Source organism: Flavobacteriaceae bacterium HL-DH10, assembly GCA_031826515.1.
Taxonomy (GTDB): Bacteria; Bacteroidota; Bacteroidia; order Flavobacteriales; family Flavobacteriaceae; genus Thalassobellus; species Thalassobellus suaedae.
The window spans coordinates 1,628,204-1,652,655 of record CP134536.1 but is presented as its reverse complement, the minus strand read 5'-3'; the positions used below and the strand labels follow the sequence as shown (position 1 = coordinate 1,652,655).

At 29.7% G+C, this 24,452-nt stretch carries 16 protein-coding genes; 11 read left to right on the top strand and 5 right to left on the bottom strand.

Going from position 1 to position 24,452, the window contains the following annotated elements; all coding sequences use genetic code 11:
- Window positions 1–3: 3 nt before the first annotated feature.
- A complete protein-coding gene (locus RHP49_07215; protein ID WNH14036.1) occupies window positions 4–1,857 on the bottom strand; it encodes a CBS domain-containing protein in 1,854 nt (617 codons plus the stop codon).
- 244 nt (window positions 1,858–2,101) lie between these two features.
- Here RHP49_07215 and rnpA point away from each other — a divergent pair, with 244 nt between their 5' ends.
- The 4 genes from rnpA (at window position 2,102) to RHP49_07195 (ending at window position 6,683) form a co-directional block, all read left to right on the top strand.
- Window positions 2,102–2,485 carry a ribonuclease P protein component gene (gene rnpA / locus RHP49_07210; GenBank protein WNH14035.1) on the top strand — a complete coding sequence of 128 codons (384 nt, stop codon included), beginning with the start codon at window positions 2,102–2,104 and terminating at the stop codon, window positions 2,483–2,485.
- Between the two features lie 93 nt (window positions 2,486–2,578).
- Window positions 2,579–4,213, top strand: a complete 1,635-nt coding sequence (locus RHP49_07205; protein WNH14034.1) for a S41 family peptidase — start codon at window positions 2,579–2,581, stop codon at window positions 4,211–4,213.
- 228 nt (window positions 4,214–4,441) lie between these two features.
- Window positions 4,442–5,287, top strand: a complete 846-nt coding sequence (locus tag RHP49_07200) for an OmpA family protein (protein WNH14033.1) — start codon at window positions 4,442–4,444, stop codon at window positions 5,285–5,287.
- Window positions 5,277–6,683, top strand: a complete 1,407-nt coding sequence (locus tag RHP49_07195) for a T9SS type B sorting domain-containing protein (protein WNH14032.1) — start codon at window positions 5,277–5,279, stop codon at window positions 6,681–6,683. The genes RHP49_07200 and RHP49_07195 overlap by 11 nt, the downstream gene beginning before the upstream one ends.
- On the opposite strand, the gene RHP49_07190 is transcribed toward RHP49_07195, so the two are convergent.
- From RHP49_07190 to rpiB, 3 genes are read right to left on the bottom strand one after another with little or no spacing between them, the layout of a single operon-like run.
- Window positions 6,684–7,127 (bottom strand): GNAT family N-acetyltransferase, encoded by a 444-nt coding sequence (locus tag RHP49_07190; protein WNH14031.1) that lies wholly within the window; start codon window positions 7,125–7,127, stop codon window positions 6,684–6,686. It lies immediately after the preceding gene.
- Window positions 7,128–7,179: 52 nt separating this feature from the next.
- Window positions 7,180–8,097 (bottom strand): cation diffusion facilitator family transporter, encoded by a 918-nt coding sequence (locus tag RHP49_07185; GenBank protein ID WNH14030.1) that lies wholly within the window; start codon window positions 8,095–8,097, stop codon window positions 7,180–7,182.
- Window positions 8,098–8,532 (bottom strand): ribose 5-phosphate isomerase B, encoded by a 435-nt coding sequence (rpiB, locus tag RHP49_07180; GenBank protein ID WNH14029.1) that lies wholly within the window; start codon window positions 8,530–8,532, stop codon window positions 8,098–8,100.
- A gap of 876 nt (window positions 8,533–9,408) precedes the next feature.
- Between rpiB and RHP49_07175 the strand changes: the two genes are divergently transcribed.
- On the top strand, window positions 9,409–11,649 hold the full coding sequence (locus tag RHP49_07175; GenBank protein WNH14028.1) for an RNB domain-containing ribonuclease: 2,241 nt from the start codon (window positions 9,409–9,411) through the stop codon (window positions 11,647–11,649).
- A 204-nt stretch (window positions 11,650–11,853) separates the two neighbouring features.
- Here the strand turns inward: RHP49_07175 and RHP49_07170 are convergent, their stop codons facing one another.
- Complete coding sequence (locus tag RHP49_07170) at window positions 11,854–12,228, bottom strand: hypothetical protein (protein ID WNH14027.1); 375 nt, start codon at window positions 12,226–12,228, stop codon at window positions 11,854–11,856.
- Window positions 12,229–12,480: 252 nt separating this feature from the next.
- On the opposite strand from RHP49_07170, the gene RHP49_07165 reads away from it, so the two are divergent.
- The 6 genes from RHP49_07165 to RHP49_07140 all read left to right on the top strand — a co-directional run bounded on the left by RHP49_07165 (window position 12,481) and on the right by RHP49_07140 (window position 24,175).
- The gene (locus RHP49_07165; protein ID WNH14026.1) at window positions 12,481–13,158 is read left to right on the top strand and encodes a head GIN domain-containing protein; all 678 of its coding nucleotides are present in this window, start codon (window positions 12,481–12,483) and stop codon (window positions 13,156–13,158) included.
- A 181-nt stretch (window positions 13,159–13,339) separates the two neighbouring features.
- Window positions 13,340–16,141, top strand: a complete 2,802-nt coding sequence (locus RHP49_07160) for a triple tyrosine motif-containing protein (GenBank protein ID WNH14025.1) — start codon at window positions 13,340–13,342, stop codon at window positions 16,139–16,141.
- A gap of 230 nt (window positions 16,142–16,371) precedes the next feature.
- The gene (locus tag RHP49_07155; GenBank protein WNH14024.1) at window positions 16,372–19,587 is read left to right on the top strand and encodes a TonB-dependent receptor; all 3,216 of its coding nucleotides are present in this window, start codon (window positions 16,372–16,374) and stop codon (window positions 19,585–19,587) included.
- Window positions 19,588–19,599: 12 nt separating this feature from the next.
- Window positions 19,600–21,078, top strand: coding sequence for a RagB/SusD family nutrient uptake outer membrane protein (locus tag RHP49_07150; GenBank protein ID WNH14023.1), 1,479 nt, complete (start codon window positions 19,600–19,602; stop codon window positions 21,076–21,078).
- A gap of 11 nt (window positions 21,079–21,089) precedes the next feature.
- Window positions 21,090–23,216 (top strand): hypothetical protein, encoded by a 2,127-nt coding sequence (locus tag RHP49_07145; GenBank protein WNH14022.1) that lies wholly within the window; start codon window positions 21,090–21,092, stop codon window positions 23,214–23,216.
- A gap of 11 nt (window positions 23,217–23,227) precedes the next feature.
- Complete coding sequence (locus RHP49_07140) at window positions 23,228–24,175, top strand: hypothetical protein (protein WNH14021.1); 948 nt, start codon at window positions 23,228–23,230, stop codon at window positions 24,173–24,175.
- The last annotated feature ends 277 nt before the right edge of the window (window positions 24,176–24,452 follow it).

Below are 24,452 nucleotides of genomic sequence, written 5' to 3'. Positions count from 1 at the left end.
ATATTAAAAATCGTTTAAAGTAATTAAACCTATTAATTTATTGTTTTTAATTACTGGAAGACTACCAATAGCCTGGTCTTCCATGAGTCTTTTCGCCGTTTCAACAGGTGTATATTCATCAACAGTTATCAGATCTGTTTTCATTAATTTACCTATACTATTGTGTTTTTGTTTTGTATTATCTAAATACACCTCTAGATCTTTCCATGTTATTAAACCAACCAATACTCTATTAGTGTCTATAACAGGCATATGATGAATATTTTTCCATTTCATAATATTTAAAACAAGTTCGATACTATCATTTTTGTCTACTGAAAAAATATCATAACTCATAATATGCTTAACAAAACGGTTTTTTATAAAAGGAACATCTTGTGTATGATGTAACATACTCCAAGTAGAAACAGGATATCCCGTTTCTTGTTTTTCATACATTTTAGCCGTTAGCAATTGCATAGCTTCAAAACGTTTGTGGTTTTTTAATAAGCTCCTAAAATTTCTAACAAGCCATTCTGAACCATTATGGCGTTTAATTCTATCTTTAATAACTTTTAAATAATGTTCGGCATCTTTAGGCGATACGCCTGCTGCATACAACCCTTTATATGACATGGGGAGTAATTGGTTTAAAATTAAATCGTAACTAGAAATGTATTTGCCATTCCAATAAAACTGAGCTGCCATTCCATAACGCGCTGCATTAAAAAAATTGGTTTTTACATCTTTAAAATCCCATTGTTCATGAATGTTATTATACTGTTTTGGCTTACCTAACATAACACCAACCCAAAACATCATATTAGCAATTTCATCGGTAGTTGTAGGGCCAGAAGGTATGTATCGGTTTTCAATTCTTAAATTTGGCTTGCCATTAAATTCACCATAACATACTCTATTCCAAGGATACACGGTACCATTATGCAAGCGTAATGCTTTTAATTTTGGTGTTTCTCCATTTTTAACCATGTCTACACTATTTCGTGTAAAATCAGTAGTTAAAAAACTTCTAAATCTAGAAATATTGTCTTTAAAAATATCGGTAATAGACCCTGTTTGCCAATTACTACCAAAACTGACTCTAGATTGTTTTTCATTTAATAAATATGAATTAGCACGGGTATCTATACTTTGTGTAAACAAGGCTATTCTAGTTTCACTCCAAAGCTCCTTACCAAATAATATTGGCGAATTTGTACAAGCACTTAACACGGGACCTGAAATAGCTTGTGCCCAATTATAATTGTCTACAAACGTTTTTGGGCTTAATTGTAAGTGCATTTGAAAACTGGTATTGCAACCTTCTAACATTACGGAATCATGCAATAAATTTATTTCATCTGCACCTTTTATATGAATATCGAAACTTTGGCGTCTACGTCCTTGCTTAATAGCATCATTTAAATGTGAATAACGTTCAACATTCGTCATACTTTTCTCGTCGACATTATTAACAGATAATGAAGGCAAAATACCTGTTAAAATAATTTTAATGCCTTTTTTAGCTGCCGCTTTTTTAGCTTTTTCTAACAACGAATCTAACTCTCTATGTAATTTTGAAAAGTTATCATTTTTAAGTTCTAAAACATCTAGGTTTATTTCAAGATTGTAATTACTAATTTCAGTTGTAAAATGATTGTCATTTATATCTTTTAAAAGTTCTAATGACTTACCTTCTGGTAGAAATTGATTGTTAACCAAACAAAATTCTTGTTCTGCACCAATTCTAATAGGAGCATCTTCTATTAAACCTTTTTCAATCATTAAATCAAGAGCCTCTATATCATTTAATAAATGATAAATATAATTTGCTCTATCTTTTTTAGTCCTCAGTTTGCTAACATTTAAATCGCCCATGCTAACTTTAGTTTTTAAATAGTTAAAGTACTAGGATTCCAATGTTTTAACAATGATTTATATCATGTGAGAATGGAAGGAAATAACTGAAAGAACTTTACATTATAAGAAAAAATATGAATTCGTTTAACGACTGATACAAATATGTATTTGATCATTAAAATTAAACAACATGCTGAAAAACTCACATTAAAACCAAGTGGATTTTTTATTTTACTACCTTTGAGTTTTTAAAGGAAACTACTTGAAATTCACATTCAATAAAAAAGAAAAACTTAAAAGCAAAAAACTCATTGATCTATTATTTACAGAAGGTCGATCGGTTTCTGCATATCCATTGCGTTTAGTTTATATGCCTACTACTTTTGATGAAGATCTTATTGCAAAAACTGGGGTTTCTGTAAGTAAGCGAAATTTTAAAACCGCTGTAGATAGAAACCGCATAAAACGTTTGCTAAGAGAATCTTACCGCTTAAATAAAGGGACTTATTTTAACAATTTTACAACACAGCATGCGTTTATGATTTTGTACATTGGCAAAGACAAACCCACTTTAACCCAAGTTGAAAACAGAATGAAACTTTTATTTGAAAAATTTCAAGACAAAGTTTCTGAAAAAATAAAATAACTCTAATGAAACATTCATAGCTAAATTTTCGATACCATAAGAAATGATTAAATGAATGTTACAAGAGACCGATAAAACAATAATTATAAGCACATGAAAAACGTATTCAAAAAGAAAATTATAATTCCTGCATTAGCTTGCATTATATTCTTAACAGGAACGGCTTTTAAAAACGATTTTTTTGAAATAGCAAAACAAATAGAAATCTTCACAACCTTGTTTAAGGAAATTAACATGAATTATGTTGATGAAACCAACCCTGGTGATTTAATGGATACGGCTATAAAAAGCATGCTGGCAGATTTAGATCCTTACACAAATTTTTATAACGAGCAAGATGTAGAAGCTTCTAGAATTAATAATACAGGAGATTATACAGGTATTGGAGCTAAAGTAAAAACATTAAAAGACAAACTCATTATTGTAGAACCATATAAAAATTATCCTGCAGATAAAGCTGGTTTAAAAGCAGGCGACGAAATTATTAAAGTGGGAAATATACAAATTGAAACTTATAAAGATCATGCTGGCGATTTATTAAAAGGTGCTCCAGATTCTTCGGTTGAAGTTACTTTTAAACGCCAAGGAAAAATACAAACAGCGACTATAAAAAGAGCTGAAATTGAAATTAGTGCAGTACCACACTTTTCTATGGTTAACAATAAAACGGGCTATATTGTGTTAAGCAGATTTAACGATAAAGCAGCAGCCGAAACTAATTATGCTTTACGCGATTTAAAAGCCCAAGGAGCCGAACGTATTATTCTAGATTTACGTGGTAATCCAGGTGGTTTACTAAACGAGGCTATTAAAATTGTAAACTTATTTGTACCCAAAGGTCAATTGATAGTAACCACAAAATCTAAAGTAAAAAAATACAATAAAACCTATTACACACAAAACGACCCTATAGATACCGAAATACCATTAGTAGTTTTAATAGATAGTGGTAGTGCTTCAGCTAGTGAAATTGTTTCTGGTTCTTTACAAGATTTAGATCGTGCCGTTATTGTAGGGTCTAGAAGTTTTGGAAAAGGTTTAGTACAACGCCCAAAAAAACTTACTTATGGAACACAAATTAAAATTACTATTTCTAGATATTATACACCTTCAGGACGTTGTATTCAAGCTCTAGATTATTGGCATAGAAACGAAAAAGGAGAAGCTGTTCGTGTTACACAAGAAAATTATAATGAATTTAAAACCAAAAATGGACGTAGAGTGTTTGATGGTGGTGGCGTATTTCCAGATGTTATTTTTAATGCTTCAAAAAATTCTGCTATTACCAACGCCATAGTAAACAACGATCTTGTTTTTAATTATGCCACTAATTATTATTACAAGCATAATATAAGCGATGTAAATACTTTAAAATTAACAGATACTGATTTTAAAGATTTTAAAAACTACCTAAAAACAAATAACTTTTCTTTTGAAACTGAAACAGAAAAAGCGCTTTATAAAGCCTTTGAAGCTTCTCAAAAAGAAGAATTAAATGATAATATTGAAAAAGATTTCAATACACTAATTTCTAATTTAAATATCTCTAAATCTAGTGTAATAGATGAAAATAAAAATTATTTATTAGAATTATTAACTGAAGAAATTGTAAAACGTTATACTTATAGAGAGGGTTTATATGAGTACTATAAAATTCATGATTCTAAAATAAAAAAGGCTACCGAAATACTAGGTAGTATTACTGCTTATATGGATTATTTAAGATAAACCAAGTAAGTTTATTTATCGAAAATTAAAATAGTATATTTATATCCTTGAACTCGTTTAAACTATTTTGATTGAAGCGAGAATTAGTCATTTTGTGCTCGGTTGAAGGCTTTTTTGAGTTTCATAGCAGAGCTACGGAAGGAAGGAAAGACAAAAAGTGATTGCAAAAGGATGATTTTTAGCCAATTGTGAAAAATTTAAACGAGTTCATTATTCTATATTCCTACTATGAATAAACTATTTGTTTTAATATTAATTACATGCTATGGCATATTTGGTTTTTCTCAAAATAAATTAACTCATGAAGTTTATTTTGATACCGATAAATATATAGTTCCATCTACCGAAGAAAATCGCTTACTTCTTTTTATTTCTACCCTAAATAATGTTGATATAGAATTTATTTCTATATATGGGTTTTGTGATGATATTGGTGCAGATACTTATAATTTAAAACTATCTCAACAACGTGCAGATGCTATAAAAACTATTTTTTCTAATAATGAAATTAGTGAAAACTTAATAACTAATGTTGACGGAAAAGGAGAGGTTTTATTAAAAATAGTCAACGAAAAAAATCTTTTAAAAATAAGAGGTTTAAACAGAAAAGTTGAAATAATTGTAAAAGCTAAAACACCTAAACCAAAAGTAGAAGAGAAAGAACCTAAGGTTAAAGAAAAAAATGTTGTAGACTTAATAAAAGAAAGTTCTAAAGGCGATAAAATAATTTTTAAAAATATATTATTTAAAACAGGTTACAGTACAGTAACACCAGAGTCTAAAAAAATATTAAACGAAATTGCTGAAGTACTTGCTGAAAGAAAAGATATTTATTTTACTATTCAAGGGCATGTGTGTTGTACGCAAAATAGTAGAGATGCTGTTGATAGAAGAACAAAACAAAGAAACCTTTCTGAAACCAGAGCAAAATATGTTTACGATTATTTTGCTAAAAAAGGCGTTGATAAAAAACGTATGCGCCATTTAGGAATGCGAAGAAAATTTCCACTTGGTGGCGATCCTAAATTTGATAGACGTGTTGAAATTTTAATTACCTATGTTGGTGGCAATTAAAAAGATAAAATTTTTAATTATTTTATCATTAATATGCTTTGTTGGTGCTGCACAAACTACTACTATTCCTGACCCTAATTTTGAACAAGCTTTAATAGATAAAGGATTAGATGTTGCACCCATAGATGGATTGGTTTTAACATCAAATATTAATGCTAATGTAAATTTAGATGTTACAGGATATAATATTTCCGACCTTACAGGTATTGAAGATTTTACATCCTTATCTATACTTAATTGTTCTAATAATCAATTATCAACATTAAATATTTCTCAAAACACACAATTAACTCAGCTATTTTTTAGCAATAATCAAATATCTAATTTAGATATTACTATACATACTAACTTAGAAGTTTTATGGGGTTTTAACAATCAATTATCAACATTAAATACCTCTCAAAATACTAATTTAAGAGCTTTACGTTGTGAAAACAACAATTTAACAAGTTTAGATATTTCAAAGAATATAGCTTTAGTTGATTTGGTTTGTGAAAACAATCAACTAACATCAATTGATATTAGTAATAATAATGTGCTAAGTACATTTCAATGTGGTAATAACTTGTTATCAAATTTAGATGTTAGCTTAAATACAAACCTATCTACTTTATCTTGTGAGCAAAACTTATTAAGTCTATTAGATGTTAGCAATAATAGTCGATTAAATACTCTTATTTGTTTTAGTAATCAATTAACAGTATTAGATCTTACCAAAAATGAATCGTTAACAAGTTTAAACTGTAGTAATAATCAATTATGTGATTTAAATGTTAATAACGGAAATAATAATAATGTGGTTTTAATGAATTTTAATTTAAATCCAGATTTAAACTGTGTTGTTGTTGATAAAGTAAATGAAGATCATAATTATTGGCAACCTGTTTCTTTTTCTAATTATGTTAACGCACCTAATGCTTGTAATAATTTTGTTTTAGTGGATGTTTTAGACGATTATATTGGACCTAGTTATGCTTTACCAATACTTACCAACGGAAATTATTTTACAGCACCTGGAGGTCATGGTACACCACTTAATTCTGGAGATATAATTTCAACCTCTCAAACCATTTACATTTATAATGAAACGGTTTGCCATAATAATGAATCAAACTTTAATGTATTAATTAATAATGGCGATTATTACATTCCTAAATATTTTACGCCTAACAATGATGGAAGTCATGATTTATGGAAAGTCATTGATAACCATAACAGCATTAATAATATTACCATTTATAATAGACATGGTAAGCTATTAAAATTTTTACTTCCTAATGCTTCTGGTTGGGATGGAACTTATAATGGAGCCTTATTAACAAGTGATAGTTATTGGTATATTATTGTATTAAATACAGGCAAGACTGTAAAAGGTTACTTTACTTTAAAAAGATAATTACGCTTTTATCATGGCTATATGTGGAATATCATCTTCAAGATACTCCTCTCCTATTTCTTTAAACCCACAATTATTATAAAATGATTTTAAATATGCTTGCGCTGAAATTTTAATTTTTTTCACTTTAAAATGGTTTTCAATAGCTTGAACTGAAGCTTTCATAATATCATAACCATATTTAAAAGCACGGTCATTTTTTGCTACTACTACCCTACCAATACTAGCATATTCAAAATAATCTCCTGGTTTAAAAATTCTGGTATACGCAATAATTTTTTCATTTTTAAAACCTAAAACATGTATTGCTTTTATATCTTTTCCATCAATATCTTGATACACACAATCTTGCTCAACAACAAATACTTCACTGCGTAATTGTAGTAAATTGTATAATTCTAGTTTAGTAAGTTCTGAAAAGGTTTTTACTTCTATTTTTAGCATATTTATATTTACTCAAAAAAAATTTCCGTTTTCACGTAAATAAAAAAATAATCTAGTCTTGTACAATCACGTCCTTAGCATCAGGTTTTCTATATTCTGGTTGAATATTTACATGATTTATATGGTATTTATCAAACACTAAATCTTCTATTTCGTGCAAAACGCTATCAAATTCTGATAATGTAATATCTTCATTAAAATCGATATGTGCTTCTAGATGCACTTCATCTTCATTTAACTGCCATACATGAACATGATGAAAGTTTTTAACAACATCAAAAGCATTTATTTCTTCAACTATTTGCTTTATAGGAATATGATCTGGAGTAAATAACATGAGTACTTTGGTAGATGTTTTTAATAAATCGAAACCCATCCAAATTAAATAAATAGCTATCGCTAAAGTTAAAGCACTATCTATCCAATAAATCTGATAAAACTTCATTAATAAACCACCTATAAGTACTGCCACACTTGCCATCATATCGGTAAGTAAATGTAAATAAGCACTTCGCATATTCATATTAGCTTCAGAATCTTTTTTAAGTAAAAGGACACTAATACCATTAGCAATAATTCCTAAAAGAGACATCCAAATAACTAAATTAGATTTTATTTCTTCTGGGTCTTGAAAACGTTTAATAGCTTCAATAATTAATAAAATAGCAACTATAATTAGTGTAGATGCATTAATAAACGCTGCTAATATTTCAGCGCGTTTATATCCAAAAGTTCTGTGTAATGAAGCTTGTTTTTTAGATAATTTATTGGCTAAATAGCTAACTACTAATGAAAGTACATCACTAAAATTATGAAGCGCATCACTTAAAAGCGCTAAACTACCAGAAATAAGACCACCTATTACCTGTGAAACTGTAATAAGAATATTTAAAAATATAGATATTAAAAGATTGCGTCCTTTTAAATCTGGATGTGTATGCGAATGATTATGAGAATGGTTGTGTGCCATTTAACAAGATAAAGGTATTTTATCTATTCTGTTTTGGTGGCGTCCGCCTTCAAATTCTGTATTTAAAAATACATCAACCATTTCTAAAGCTTGTGGAATAGCAGTAAATCTAGCAGGAATGCATAAAATATTAGCATTATTATGACTGCGAATAAGATGTACAATTTCTTTATTCCAACACAAACCAGCACGTATTTTTTGGTGTTTATTAGCTGTCATAGCAACTCCATTTGCACTACCACAAACTAAAATACCAAAATCGGCTTTATTAGTTTCAACATCTTCAGCAACAGGGTGTACAAAATCGGCATAATCTACACTATCATTTGTATCGGTACCATAGTTATTAACAGTATAACCTTTTGCTTCTAAATGCTTCATGATGGCAAATTTATAATCGGTTCCTGCGTGGTCATTTCCTATTGAAATTATCATAATAAAAGTAATATATAGTTTAAAGTTCAAAGTTAATGAAACTCTATTTATTATAACTTAATAAGTTACAAATTAACAATACCTTTTAATCAATCATTATTTAGTTCTATCTTTAAAATACTTTATTTTAAATTCTTATTTTCTTCAGAATTACTATTTCAACAGAAACTCAAAAAATTTAGCTTAGTTAATTTTAAATGTTAATAAGTACTATTATAAAATACTTATAACTAATAATCAATAAGTTACTTCATTATTTATAAAGTTTTTAATTTTATTTCTTATTAAAAAATAAAGCAATGTTCATTACTCATCGTTTTAACACTCATTACTTGTTAATAACTGTTTATTCTTTTTTAAAAGAATAATATTGAATATCCATTTAATTTTCCAATCAAAAACCTGAACTAAAAAACCTAAAATTTAACTCACTTTTTTTAGCAATGTTATGAGACTAAAATTTGATACATATAAACATGAAAATATAAATATTTATTAAAAATTAACAGTACTTTTTAGTTGTTAACAACTGTTTATAGAAAAATTAAAATCATTAAAAATGAACCTATTAATATAAATTCTATTGTTAATTACCTATTAACAGAATGTAAATTTATTGTAATCAAAATAAAATTTAAAAAAGTTATACCAGATATTAACACACTATAATAACCACCATTTATTTTTTAAATTTTAAAAGAAAAAGAATTATATAATATATATAGTTGATAACTTCAATTTAACACTAAGAAAATAAGATTAAATAATTTAATTGTAACTTTGTATAAAATAAATAGCAAACCTTCTCCTAAAATAATGCTATTTAATAACACAATTTCCTGTATCTTAGGAAATGAATATGATTACAAAAATTAAATGACAAAAAAGAAAAAAGGGAAATCCAACAAAGGTATTTCCAACCTATCAAATACAATTTTAAGTATTTTAAAAAAAGACAGAAATCAATCTTACAACTACAAACAAATTGCTGCTAAATTAGGTGTAAATGATGCTAGTAGCAGAAACCAAATTATAAAAACCTTAGCAAAATTAGCTGCTAAACAAGATATAGAACAAGTAGAACGTGGTAAATTTAAAGCCATTGTTAATACCGAATATTATACAGGAAAATTAGATTTAGCTGCAAAAGGTAACGGTTACGTTATTTGCGATGAATTTGAAGATGATGTATTTATTGCATCAAACAATATAAATAAAGCCTTAAATGGCGATGAAGTAGAATTTTATGTTTATAAACGACGCCATAGAGGAAAATTAGAAGGCGAAATTACAAAGGTTTTAAATCGAGAAAAAAGCGAATACGTTGGTGTTATTCAAATTCATGAAAAGAAGAATTTTGCTTTTGTAGTAGCCGATAGTAATAAAATGTATAAAGACATTTTTGTTCCTATTAATAAAATTAATAAAGCTGAAGATGGCGATAAAGTGCTTGTAAAACTTGAAGATTGGCCAGAAAATGCCGATTCACCTTATGGTAAAGTGGTGCAAGTTTTAGGTAAACCAGGCGATCATAGTACAGAGATTCATGCTATTTTAGCTGAATATGGATTACCAAACGAGTTTCCGCATGAAGTAGAAGAATTTGCTAATAATATAGATACCTCTATTACAGAAGAAGAAATTAGTAAGCGACGCGATATGCGTAAAGATTTAACCTTTACCATCGATCCTAAAGATGCTAAAGATTTTGATGATGCCTTATCGTTTAAAATTTTAGATAACGGATTATATGAAATAGGTATTCATATAGCCGATGTATCACATTATTTACAAGAAGGCTCTGTATTAGATGATGAAGCATACGAACGTGCCACCTCTATATATTTAGTAGACCGTGTGGTACCTATGCTACCAGAAGTATTATCTAATAAAGCGTGTTCATTACGTCCGCATGAAGAAAAACTAACCTTTTCTGCTGTGTTTCAAATGAATGATAAATGTGACATTAAAAATGAATGGTTTGGTAGAACCGTAACTTATAGTGATGCACGTTTTGCTTACGAAGAAGCCCAAGCAGTTATTGAGAATAATGTCACACTGAGCGCAGACGAAGTACTTAAAAACACAGGAAAAATAAATACCACCATTCCAAGTGAAGTTTCATTAACTGGAAAAGATTACGAAACTTCAAAAGATATTGCTTTGGCTATTTTAAAAATGGATGAACTAGCTAAAAAAATGCGTAATAAACGTATGCGTGATGGTGCTATTTCGTTTGATAAAGTAGAAGTAAAATTTGATTTAGACGAACAAGCAAATCCAGTTGGTGTATTCTTTAAAACCAGTAAAGATGCTAATAAATTAATTGAAGAATTTATGTTATTAGCCAACCGAAAAGTATCGGAATTTGTTGGTAAAAAAGATCCTAAAAAAACCTTTGTATATAGAGTTCATGACGAGCCAGATGATAGTAAATTAGCTAGTTTACAAGGTATTGTTTCTAAGTTTGGTTATAAATTAAATTTTAAAGATAGAAAAAGTGTTTCTAGTTCTTTAAATAATTTATTAAAAGAAGTAAACGGAAAAAAAGAACAAAATCTAGTTGATACTTTAACAATTAGAACCATGAGTAAAGCTGAATACACCACCAAAAATATTGGACATTATGGTTTGGCTTTCGATTATTATAGTCATTTTACATCGCCTATTCGTAGGTATCCCGATGTGATGGCACACCGTTTATTACAATTGTATTTAGATGGTGAAAAATCGGCTAACGAGGATATTTATGAAGAAAAATGTAACCATTCTAGTAACATGGAAAATCTGGCTACTAAAGCAGAACGCGATTCTATTAAATACATGCAAATTAAATTTATGCAAGACCATAAAGATGAAACATTTGTAGGTGTTATTTCTGGTGTAACCGATTGGGGAATTTATGTAGAAATTATTTCTAATAAATGTGAAGGTATGGTAAGTGTTCGCGATATGAATGACGATCATTATGCGTTCGATCAAGATTTATATGCTATGGTTGGCAGAAACACAAAAACCATGTATCAATTAGGTGATGAGGTTATTGTAAAAGTTAAAAACACCGATTTAGTTAAAAAACATCTCGATTTTAATCTAATAGGAAAACCTGAAGATTAATTCGTGAAATTTTAGTAAAATGAAAAGCCTCAGATTATGTAATAATTTGAGGCTTTCTTTTTATTTTTGAGAGGTTCGTTTAATGGTCTCGTATAACCTTCAGTTACGGGTTTATAAGCGTTAATTTTAGGTTTGGCACTGACATTAGTAATTCCGAGTGGATTCGGACGTAGTCGAATATGCTGTAATTGCGGTTATACATTCTTAGGCATTGTTTTTTATTCTTTTAGTTTTATTCCAAAGTAATAAATATAATATACTTACTGCAGCAGCAGGGAGAGTGAATATAATCCACCCCATGTTGTCAATATTAACTAGAGTAACTAATACACAGGCAAGAATAATAATAAGTGCCCCTATTAGTTTACTTTTCCAAATAACAGCGTATCCAACAAAATAGGTAATGAAAAACCCAGTTGGATTATCATACCAATTCATAATTGCTCCTCCTATTTCCTTTATTCCATTTATTCCATTTTCTAATATTGACCCTATTAATTTTGGACCAACAGCTAAAAGAAAAAATGCAGTAACAATTATTCCAACTATTAATGCTGATTTAGATAATAACTTATTCATAATGTTTAACTTTAATAATTAGTAAAGCACAATATAGTAGTTTCTTAAGTACTAAAAAAAATGGAATGATACTAACAACAACCAATTCTAAATAGAAATTATGTGTTTAAGATTATTTAGATATAGTAACAGGTTAGATTATATAGATATCTTAGTATATTTTAGTTTCTTATAAAATTTTCATAAAGTGAATTAACAACGGAATAATTATTGATAGTTTTGCGTTACATAAAAAACAATAATTATAAACATATGAAAACATTAGTTAAAGTATTTATTCTTTTTATAACAACAGTAATTTTTGCACAAAACCCTATTGAAAAAGCTGTTGGCGATTTTAGCGAGCTTAAAGTTTACGATTTAATAGAAGTTGAATTAGTAAAGTCTAATGATAACAAAGTTATTATAACAGGAGAAAACAAAGCAGATGTTATTATAAATAATAAAAACGGAACTTTAAAAATAAAAATGAAATTAGAAGAAGCTTTTGATGGTAATAAAACAAAAATAGTTTTACATTATACAGCTCTTGATGTTATAGATGTTAATGAAGGTGCTAAAGTACTTTCTGATGATACTATAAAACAATTTGAAATAGATTTAAGAGCTCAAGAAGGAGGTAAAATTAATGTTCCAGTAAATGTTACTTATACAAATATTAAAGCTGTTACAGGTGGTATAATTACAGTTACTGGTAAATCGAAAAATCAAAATATTTCAATTTCAACAGGTGGTACTTATCAAGGAAGTGAGTTTAAAACAGATAAAACAGAAGTAAATATAAAAGCCGCAGGCGAAGCTCATGTAAATGCATCAAAATTAGTAGATGTTAAAATTAGAGCTGGAGGTGATGTGTTTATTTACGGCAATCCAGAAACAGTTAATGAAAGTAAAGTTTTAGGAGGAAGAATAAAGAGAATGAATGAATAAATTAAAAACGTGTCTTATACATAAAAAGCCAATACTTTAAGTATTGGCTTTTTTTGTATGGTATTTAAAAACAAGATCTAAATCTTATTTTTTCCATACTAAAGCCATACAATTTTTATTTAATTCCTTATTTTAAAAGGATTTAGATTATATTAGTACCATAACATTTATTTTTATTTAAATGCAAAACGCTATTTTTTATATAAGGTATATATGGTTATTTGCTTTTATTATTTTGAAAGCTCAAGAGCAACCCCCTATTCAAATTTTTTATCCAAATGATTATGGCGCCGAAACACAAAATTGGTCTATAACACAATCTAAAGAGAAATATATATATGTGGCTAATAATAAAGGACTATTAGAATTTAATGGTTCAAAATGGCAATTATATAAATCTCCTAATCAATCTATAATACGCTCTGTAAATATTATAGATGATATTATTTATACAGGGTGTAATCAAGAATTCGGTTATTGGAAAAAAAATGATTTAGGTGTATTATTATATACATCCTTATCAAAAAAATTAAATATAAAATTTATTGAAGATGAAGAGTTTTGGAACATTATTAGTTTAAATGATTTTATTTTATTTCAATCTTTAAATAGAATATATATATATCATAAAAACGATCAAACTTTAGATATTATAGAATCTGAAAATTTAATTTATAAAATATTTAAAGTTAATGATGCAATTTATTTTCAAAAAACTAAAGACGGTTTATATACTATAGAAAAAGGAAAAGCTAAATTAATTTCTAATCATGATATAATTAAAGATAATTTAATGGTTAACATGTTTTATCATGACAATAAACTATTAATAGAAACAGAAGATAGTGGGTTTTATATTCTAAATGATAATAAACTTATAAAATGGAATATACCTGCAAATACCCTACTTTCTAAAGTAAGTGTTTATAGAAGCACGCAATTAAAAGATAAGAGTTTTATACTAGGCACTAGATCTAACGGTATTATTCATCTTACTGTTAATGGCGAGATAGATTATCATACTAATATAACTAATGGCTTAAGCAATAATTCTATTCATTATGTATTTGAAGACTTTGATAATAATATTTGGCTAGCGTTAAATAATGGTATTAACTGTGTTAATATTAATTCTCCTTTTACAATTTATAAAGATAAAGAAGGAAAAATAGGAACAGTTTATGCCTCTGCTGTGTTTAATAACAATTTATATTTAGGAACCAATCAAGGTCTATTTTATAAATCATTAGAGTCTAAAGATAATTTTAAATTTATTGAAGGATCTCAAGGAGCTGTTTGGAATTTAAGCGAAATTAATAATCAGTTATTTTGCGGGCATGATTCAGGAACGTTTGTTATTAATAATAACAAAATTGAAAAGATTATAGATATACAAGGCACTTGGAGTATTAAGCCAATAAATGAAAATACATTACTTCAAGGTAATTATGATGGCTTATATATTATTGAAAGAAAAAATAATACATGGGTTTTAAAAAATAAGATAAAAGGATTTAACTTTTCTAGTAAGTTTTTTGAAATATCTGGAAATAAAATATTGGTAAGTCATGAATATAAAGGTGTTTTTATTCTTGAAGTAAATGATGATTTTACAGAAGTTGTAAAAATGGATAAGGATTTAAATGTCGAAAAAGAACTTAATTCTAGCTTAATTAATTATAATGATAATATTTATTATACCTATAGTAATGGTGTTTTTAAATATAAAGAGAAAATAAATTCATTTGTAAAAGATTCAATTTTAAGCGCCATTTTAGATAAAGAAAACTACACATCTGGAAGACTTGTTTTTATTAAAGAAACCAATACATTATGGAGTTTTTCTAAAAACAATTTAAATTATGTAATTACAAGTAAATTAAGTGATAAGTTAAAATTTAATAAAATTTCATTTTCAGAATCTTTTCCAATTGGTCAAACAGGATATGAAAATATAACTTTTATAAATAAGGAAAAATATTTAATAGGAACCTCTTCAGGTTATTTACTATTAAATTTAAATAAAATTCGTAATAAAAATTATAGAGTTTCTATTAATTCAATTGCTGAAACAGACTTAAATTCACCTCCAAAAATTATTAATAAATCTATTCATGGTACTTTTAAAAACCAAGAAAATAATTTTGAATTTAGTTATAGTGTACCAGAATTTGAAAAATCGTTAGGTACCAAGTATCAATATCAATTATTAGGAATATATCCTAAATGGAGTGAATGGACACACGAATCAAAAGTTTTTTTTAATAACCTTCCGTATGGCGATTATACATTTAATGTACGTGCTAAAACAGGTAATAATATTAGTGCTAATGTAGCATCTTATAGTTTTAATATAGAGAGGCCTTGGTTTTTATCCAATTTATTTTTGGTAAGCTATATCCTTATTGTTTTATTGTTTTCATTATTTATGCACCATATGTATAAGCGTTATTACAAAAAACAAAGAGAAAAATTATTACGTAAAACGATGCGAGATTTAGAGCTTAAAGAACTTGAAAACAAACAACAATTAATGCGTTTTAATAATGATAATTTAAGGCAAGATATTGAAAATAAAAATAGAGAACTTGGTATTTCTACTATGAGCTTAATTAAAAAGAATGAGTTTTTAAATAGTATTAAAAAAGAACTTAAAAATGCCGATGATACTAAAAATGCAATTAAGCATGTTATTAAAATAATTGACAAAAATTTAAATAATACCGATGATTGGCATCTGTTTGAAGAAGCCTTTAATAACGCCGATAAAGATTTTCTTAAAATCATAAAAGCAGAACATCCATCGCTTACCTCAAACGATTTAAGATTATGTGCTTATTTACGACTAAATTTATCTTCAAAAGAAATAGCGCCTTTGCTTAATATATCTTCAAGAAGTGTAGAGGTAAAACGATACAGATTGCGTAAAAAAATGAATTTACCACACGAGTCAAGCCTTACAGACTACATTTTAGAAATTTAAGACTACAACACACTTAATTTTTACCTATACAAAAGCACAACATTGTTGTGTTTTTTTGTTTTAAAGGTTATTTTTTTGTAATTCATTATTCTTAAAAACCCTTGTAATTATTGTCTTTTTCGTAAAATTTACATAATTTTTTTACTATGTATGTTTTTTGTTGAGGTAAAAAACTATAAATTAACAATTAGTGATACTAGCTTTACTGAAACTAAATAAACTATATTAAAATGAGGCAAACACTCTTAAAAATTTTAACCTTATTCTTTTTTGCTTACGCTAGTGCGCAGAATAAAGATATAAGTGGAAATGTTCAAGACAATGCAGGCTTTCCTATACCAGGAGTTAATGTAATAGTCAAGAATACAAGTAAAGGAACAGTAACAGATTTTGACGGTAATTTTATAATTACCAATGTTGAAGCAGGTGCTACCTTATCATTTAGCTATATTGGTTATATAACAAAAGAAATTGTTATAACGGATTCTGCTAATTTAAAAATTCAATTAGAAGAAGATCTTGCTAAGCTCGAAGAGGTTGTTGTAATTGGATATGGCTCTCAAAGAAAAGAATTAGTTTCTGGAGCTTTTACAAGTATAGATTCAGAAAAGATTATTGAATCTAACCCTGCCAGAATTGAAGAAGCTTTAAAAGGTAATGCAGCTGGTGTACAAGTAACATCCAATTCGGGATCTCCTGGAGCGGGATTAAATATTAGAATACGTGGTGTAACAACCAACGGAGATAATAGCCCTTTGGTTATTGTTGATGGTGTTAATATTGGTCCAGATTTGGGTATTATAGATCCAAATGATATTGAAAAAATGGACATTATTAAAGATGCTAGTTCTGCTATTTATGGAGTTCAAGCAGCTAATGGTGTTATACTTATTACAACTAAATCTGGTAAGAGAAACAGAGCTACAAAGTTTTCTTATAACTCATTTTTATCCATGCAACAGGCTTCAAATCAATTAGATTTAATGAATGCTACAGAGTATGCTGTATATATAAATGAAACAGAAGCTGCAGATGGCAATGGTATTCCTTATCCCAATATTGGAGGATTTGGTGTTGGAACAGATTGGCAAGATGAATTATTTACAACATCTCCAATTATAAATCATACAATTGGAGCTAATGGAGGTTCAGATACAGTTACATATAGTGTAAGTGCTAGTTATTTTGCTCAAGATGGTATTATAGCTCCAGATAAATCTAATTATAACCGTATGACCATTAAAAACAACTTAGGCATCGATTTATCAAAAAAATTAAAACTTAATACATTTTTACTTTACACAAACATTAAAAGTAAAGGAATAAATGAAGGCGGTAGAGGGTCTGTTTTATATTATGGTCTAAATGCATCACCTTTAACTTCGGTTTATGACGGTACAGACGGAACAGGTCCATCAAGAGGGTTTACTTATATTGGAGATAACCAGGGTTCTGAAATTGTGAATCCTTTAGCTGTAGTTAATAACACCTACAATCAATCTAAAACGAATAGGTTTACTGGGAAAATCGAATTAGAATATAATATTTTAGAAAACTTAAAAGCAACTAGCCGTTTTAATTTTAATTATGCCGATGTTGTAAATAGAGGATATAACCCTTTAAGCTATTACGGATCTGGGAAGGTTGTAAATAGCGTTACATTAAATGGAGGAGCTTTCGATTTAGATAGAAATGATAACGGAGTTACGGATGTTTTTAGTACAGTAAGTGAAGACAACCAAAATTACTTCGATTATAATTTTGAGAATTTTATAGACTATAAGTTTTCAATAGAAAAACATAATGTTAGTGCTTTATTGGGTTCTTCTATAAGAAGTGAGAATTTTTATGGTGCTTACGGGTTTGGTTATTTAACCATAAGTCCAGATAGAGATAGCTGGAAAAATGCATACTTATTTAATACTCAATCATTTATTTATGATGAGGTTGTAGATGCTGACGGGAATATTGATAGCGGAGAAACTATAAGACAGAATAGCAATGCATCAACAGGTATAAACGAAGACAGATGGTATTCATTCTTTAGTAGAGTGCAATATGATTATGATGGTAAATACCTCTTCTCAGCTATGTTAAGACGTGATGCATCAACACGATTTGGTCCAGAAAATAGAATAGGATATTTTCCTTCTGTTTCAGGAGGTTGGTTAATAAGTAATGAAGGTTTTTTCAAATCAGAAAGTATTAACAAATTAAAAGTTAGAGCTAGTTGGGGTATTACTGGTAATGACAAAATAGGTAGCTACAGATGGTTAGGCTTCCTGCAAGGAACCAACGGTACAGAAGCTTCGTATTCTTTTGGAGACAATTTATACTATGGTAATGCCATTGGTGCTTTGTCTAACCCTAATTTACAATGGGAAACCAATACACAAACAAATATTGGTATAGATGCAGGGTTCTTTAATGGAAAATTAGATTTAACGGCCGATTATTATAAGAAAACAACAGAGGACTTATTATTAATCCCAGAAGTTTCTGCTTTAGTAGGTGCTGCGGCTCCGGGTAGTTCTGCTCCAATTGTAAATGCTGGAACTATTGAGAATAAAGGGTTTGATATAAGTTTAAATTTTAATCATGACTTTTCGGACAAATTTAAATTAGGATTAGGCTTAAACGTAACTACCATTGAGAACAAAGCTGTTAAAGTAAATAATGCAGCAGGATTTATTTCTGGAGGCTTATTTGATTTGGCTCAGCAAACATCAAGGTTCCAAACAGGTCTTCCAATCGGTGTCTTTTATGGCCTAAAAACGGATGGTATATATCAAAACCAAGCAGAAATAGATGCTTTAAACACAGATACTAACGATGATGGTACGATAGATGACCTTGACGACAAGTTTCAAGATGGCGCAGCACCAGGCGACATTAGATTTGTTGACATTGATGGTGATGGTGTTATTGATAGCTCTGTTGATAAAACGGTAATAGGTAACCCTATCCCTGATGCCACGGTAGGATTTAATCTGAACCTAAATTATAAAGATTTTGATTTTGGCACCTCACTATATGCGTCAATAGGAAATGATGTGGTTAGAAGTTATGAACGTTTTTTAACGTATAGCAACAAATCAAGATTATACTTGGACAGGTGGACTGGAGAAGGATCTTCAAATACTGTTCCAAGAGCATCAAACAATGCGTCTGGTAATGTTTTGTTTTCTGATTTTTATGTAGAAGACGGTTCTTATTTAAGAATACAGAATGTTCAATTAGGATATTCTTTACCTAGTGAAGTCTTAGAAAAATTAGGTTTAGACAGGTTTAGACTCTACGTAGCTGTAAACAACTTATATACATTCACTAACTATAGTGGATATAATCCAGATGTTTCTAATGCAAGTCCATTGGGCGCAGGAGTAGATTTGGGTCAATACCCTCAAACTAGAACGTTTACTACTGGAGTTAATATTTCATTTTAAAGACTAAGCGATATGAAAAATAATATAATAAAATTAATGATACTTGCAGCCTTAACTATCTCAGTTAATGCTTGTGATGATTATATTGATATCTCTAAAGAAGGACAACAGAATACTGAAAACTTCTTTAATTCACAACAAGATTATGAAGATGCTTTAATTGGCACATATGACCTTTTAGGAACCAATTATTTAATTCACATACTAGGAGAAATTGCCTCAGATAATGCTTTATGTGGAGGTGAGCGGCCTACAGATACTCCAGAATGGCAACAGATTGATGACATGACTCATAATGCCGATAATTTAGCTTTAAGAAATGTATGGAAATGGATGTATGCTGGTATAGGCAGAGCTAACTATATTGTTGAATTTCAAAATCAAGTTGATTTTGACAGAAAACCTGAATTATTAGCTGAAAACTTATTTTTGCGGGCATTTTACTATTTTCAATTAGTTAAATTTTTTGGCGATGTCCCGTTAATAGTTGACGGAAGAATCTCTGTTGAAGGCGCTCAATCTATTGGTAGAACTCCTAAAGCGGACGTTTATGATAAAATTGAACAAGATTTAATAACTGCTACAAATAGTTTGCCTTGGATACAAGCGCAACCAGGCAGAGCTACAAAAGGAGCTGCGTGGGCCTTATTGGGTAAAGTGTATTTATTCCAAAAAGAATATGACAAGGCTGCAGATGCTTTTGATAAAGTAATTAAGTCAAAACAATATCGTTTAGTTGAGGATTTTGGAACTATTTTTCTTAATAACAACGAGAATAATGAAGAATCTGTTTTTGAAATTCAATATTCTATAGGTGTTGAAGGAGGAAATTATGAGCAATTAGAGTATTCTGAAGGTAATGTAGCAGCAGGTTATATGTCACCAAGATTTACAGGTGAAAAGGTAAACTGGGGTCCTTATGATGATGGCAATACGTTTAGCACGCCTGTTCCAGAGCTTGTTGATTTATATGATGTTGCAGATACTAGACTCAATGCAACATTTTTTAATATTGAAGCTTACGCAGCACAAATGCCTGAATTAAAATTTGATAAAAGAAATGAATATACGGGTTATTACAATTTTAAATACATGGTATATAAGGAAGCTAACTTACCAGACACTAGAATTACCCACGGTAATAACTATAGAGCAATACGCTATTCTGATGTATTGTTAATGGCTGCAGAAGCTAATCTTCAAGCTACATCGCCTAAAGGAGACCCTCAAACATTGCTCGACGAAGTTAGAGATAGAGCCTTTTCTGGAGATATCAGTTACAGAGTTCCTGCTACCTTAGAAAACATTTTGCAAGAGCGAAGATTGGAATTGGCTGGAGAGGGTCATCGGTTTTTCGATCAGGTTAGAACAGAGAAAACGAGTACGATTCCTGGCTTTGAAGTTAATAAGCATGACTTATTTCCTATTCCAAGACTTGAAATTGAGCTTGCTGGAAACACTTGGTCACAAAACCCAGGATATTCAAATTAAAAAAATAAGATATGAAAACATTAAAATATATATTTAGTTTCGCTTTGATCTTCTTCATGAGTTGCGCCGAAGATGATAATGATTTAAGTTTTATTGATAAAGTTGAGGCGCCATCAGAAGTTTCTGCAGTTTTTAAACCCATCTTGGATGAAGATACAGGAAATTTAGGTCTAATAAGTATTACACCAAATGCTATAGGTGCCGCATCTTATAATATAAATTTTGGAGATGGTACTGAAATGTTAGCAGAAGTAATTCAAGGTGAAAGTGTGGTACATCAATATGCTGAACTTCCAGAAGAAGAATTTTACGATGTAATTATTGAGGCCGTTGGATTAACAGGTCTAACAGCTACTGCAACAAAATCTCTCCCTGTAGTTTACGAAGCACCCAAAATGAGTTGTGTATTAAACGAAAATATTAAAAGAAGCAATGACAAAGCTATATCTAAAGAAGTAGATGTAACTGTAACGGCTAAATTTGGTATTTCTTACGAGGTCTATTTTGGGGAACCAGGAAAAGATGAACCTGAAACAGCTAATAATGGAGAACCCGTAGATTACCAATATCAAGAAGCTGGAACGTATACCATTAGAGTAGTAGCAATGAGTGCATCGTCTCAAACAACAGAGTGTGTTTTTGATTTTGAAGTTACGGCCATTTTACAACCTACAGATTCAGCTCCTACACCTCCTAGCAGAGAGGAAACTGATGTTATATCCATATATAGTACTAAATACACAGACGTTCCTAATACTAATTATTTCCCAGATTGGGGACAAGCCGGACAAGGAAGTGGCTGGGGTATTTTTGATTTAAATGGTGATGAAATGTTACAATACACTAACCTTAGTTATCAAGGTATTGCTTTAGCAGATGGAACATCAATAGATGTTTCAGGAATGAAATATTTACACTTGGACGTTTGGACGGCAGATGAAGGTCTTAAATTAGAAACTTCATTAATTAATAACACTCCTGGAGGCGCTACAGAAGCACCTATAAAAAAAGATTTAACAACTGGTGAATGGACAAGCTTGGATATCCTTGTTTCAGATTACACAGATCAAGGTCTAACGGTTACAGAAATATTTCAACTGAAACTTGTAGGCGACACGTGGGCAGCAGGAACTGTGTTTATAGATAATATTTATTTCTGGAACCCTTCCATTGTAGCAGAAACCCCTGAGGTTCCTGCTCCAACACCAACTACAACTGAAGCTAATGTTGTTTCTCTTTTTAGTGATGCATATACTAACATTGGTTTAAACGAAATAAACCCAGATTGGGGTCAAACAACAACTTTGACAACTCTTGATATTGATGGAAACAATATCTGGTTATATGAAAACTTAAACTATTCAGGTATTGTTTCAAATTATGATGCACCAACAGACTTATCAGGTATGGATTATGTACATTTTAATTACTTTACACCTGATGCAGAAACTTTAGGATTAAAAATGGTAAATACCGTTGTTAATCAAGAAGATATTGAGTTTGTAGGCAATATAATAAGAGGAACATGGGCAAGTGTAACCATTCCATTATCAGATTTTGACTTGGATTTATCTGCAGTAACTCAATTTATTTGGGATACGTCTGGAGGAAGCGCGAAAGTATATATTGATAATTTATATTTTTCTTCTAAGTCTGGCGCTCAACCAACAGTGGTTGCTCCAGTACCTACTATAGCACAGGCTGATGTTATTTCTATTTATAGTGATTCTTATACAGGGGTTGCGCTAAGTGAAGTAAATCCTGACTGGGGTCAAACAACAACACTATCAGATTTCCCTATAGCAGGAAACAATGTTTGGCAATATGATTTATTAAATTATTCAGGTATTGTAACCAACTATGATAACCCAACAGATTTGACTGGAATGAGCTATCTACATTTTGATTACTATACACAAGACGCCACCACCTTAGGACTTAAAATGGTAAACACCACTTATAACCCTGTTCAGGAAGATATTGAGTTTCTTCCAGTAATTAACCAAGGTACATGGGTTAGTGTCACTATTCCTTTATCAAATTATGATATGGATCGCGCTGGAATTACCCAACTAGTTTGGGATACTTCAGGTGGTAATGCTACCGTGTATATTGATAACTTATATTTTCATAAATAAAAAATAAAAAGATGAAAACAATTAAATATTATATAACCTTTGTTCTTGCATTAATAACATTAATGAGTTGCGAAGAAGATAATTACGAAGTTGGAGATATAGTTGCACCAAGTAATATACAAATTTCTTATGAGATTGTTGGTGAAGACTCTAACAATCCAGGTGGAGATGGTAGTGGCTTAGTAAATTTTACAGCTACGGCAGATAACACAATAACTTATATATACAACTTTGGGGACAATACAGATGCTGTAGCCGCATCAGGAGTTACAAGTCATAGGTTTTCAAAAGTTGACACAAACACATATACAGTTACGGTTATAGCCTCTGGAACTGGCGGATCTCAAAGTACGTCTTCAATCAATATTGATGTATATAGTTCTTTCGACGACCAAGAAGCTAAAAAGTTTTTAACTGGTGGTGCTGGTAATAATAAAAAATGGTACTGGGCAGCAGATAAAGATGGAAATATTGGATTAGGACCAAACGAAGTGCAAGCAGATGGCTCACATACATATGCTGCTTGGTTTAACGCAGGTTCTTGGTGGGAAGATAAACGTTGTATGTATGATGCAGAATTTGTGTATTCACAGTCTGATGAAGGCGATATCACTTTTGAACAGTTAACAGAAATCGCTTACGTTAATGGAGATTACGCAAACACTATAGGTATTGATGGTAATACCTGTCATGGTCTTGAAGTTGCCCCAGGACTTACTGGAGTTAAAACGGTAACTTTATCTCCATCATCTTCTATTGCAACAGAAGATGCGATAGATCCCACTTATAGAGGGACGACAATAAATATTTCTGATGGTGGATTTATGTGTTGGTATAACGGTGAGAGCTCTGGTACTTTAGAGATTATTGAAATAACAAATACTACTCTAAAAGTGAGAGTTGAAGATGGACCTCGTGCTTGGTATTGTTATTTTCAAACCGAGAAACCTGAAATGTAATATAATTTAGTTTATTTAAGGGGATAAACATTAATGTTTGTCCCCTTTTAAATTATATTAATTATTGTAAATACAATGACATAGTATTTTGAATCGTAATATTTAATAAGTAATTATTATGAATGATACATCACTAAATAGTCTTTCAGGTTTTAAAAAAGACTTTATCATTTTGCTTTAATAATTGAATGTTGTGTGCTTTATCATATTGGCTATTGTTAAAAAGCTTATATATCAGTACTTAAACTCTTAATATATCTTAGTTAATTTATTAGTG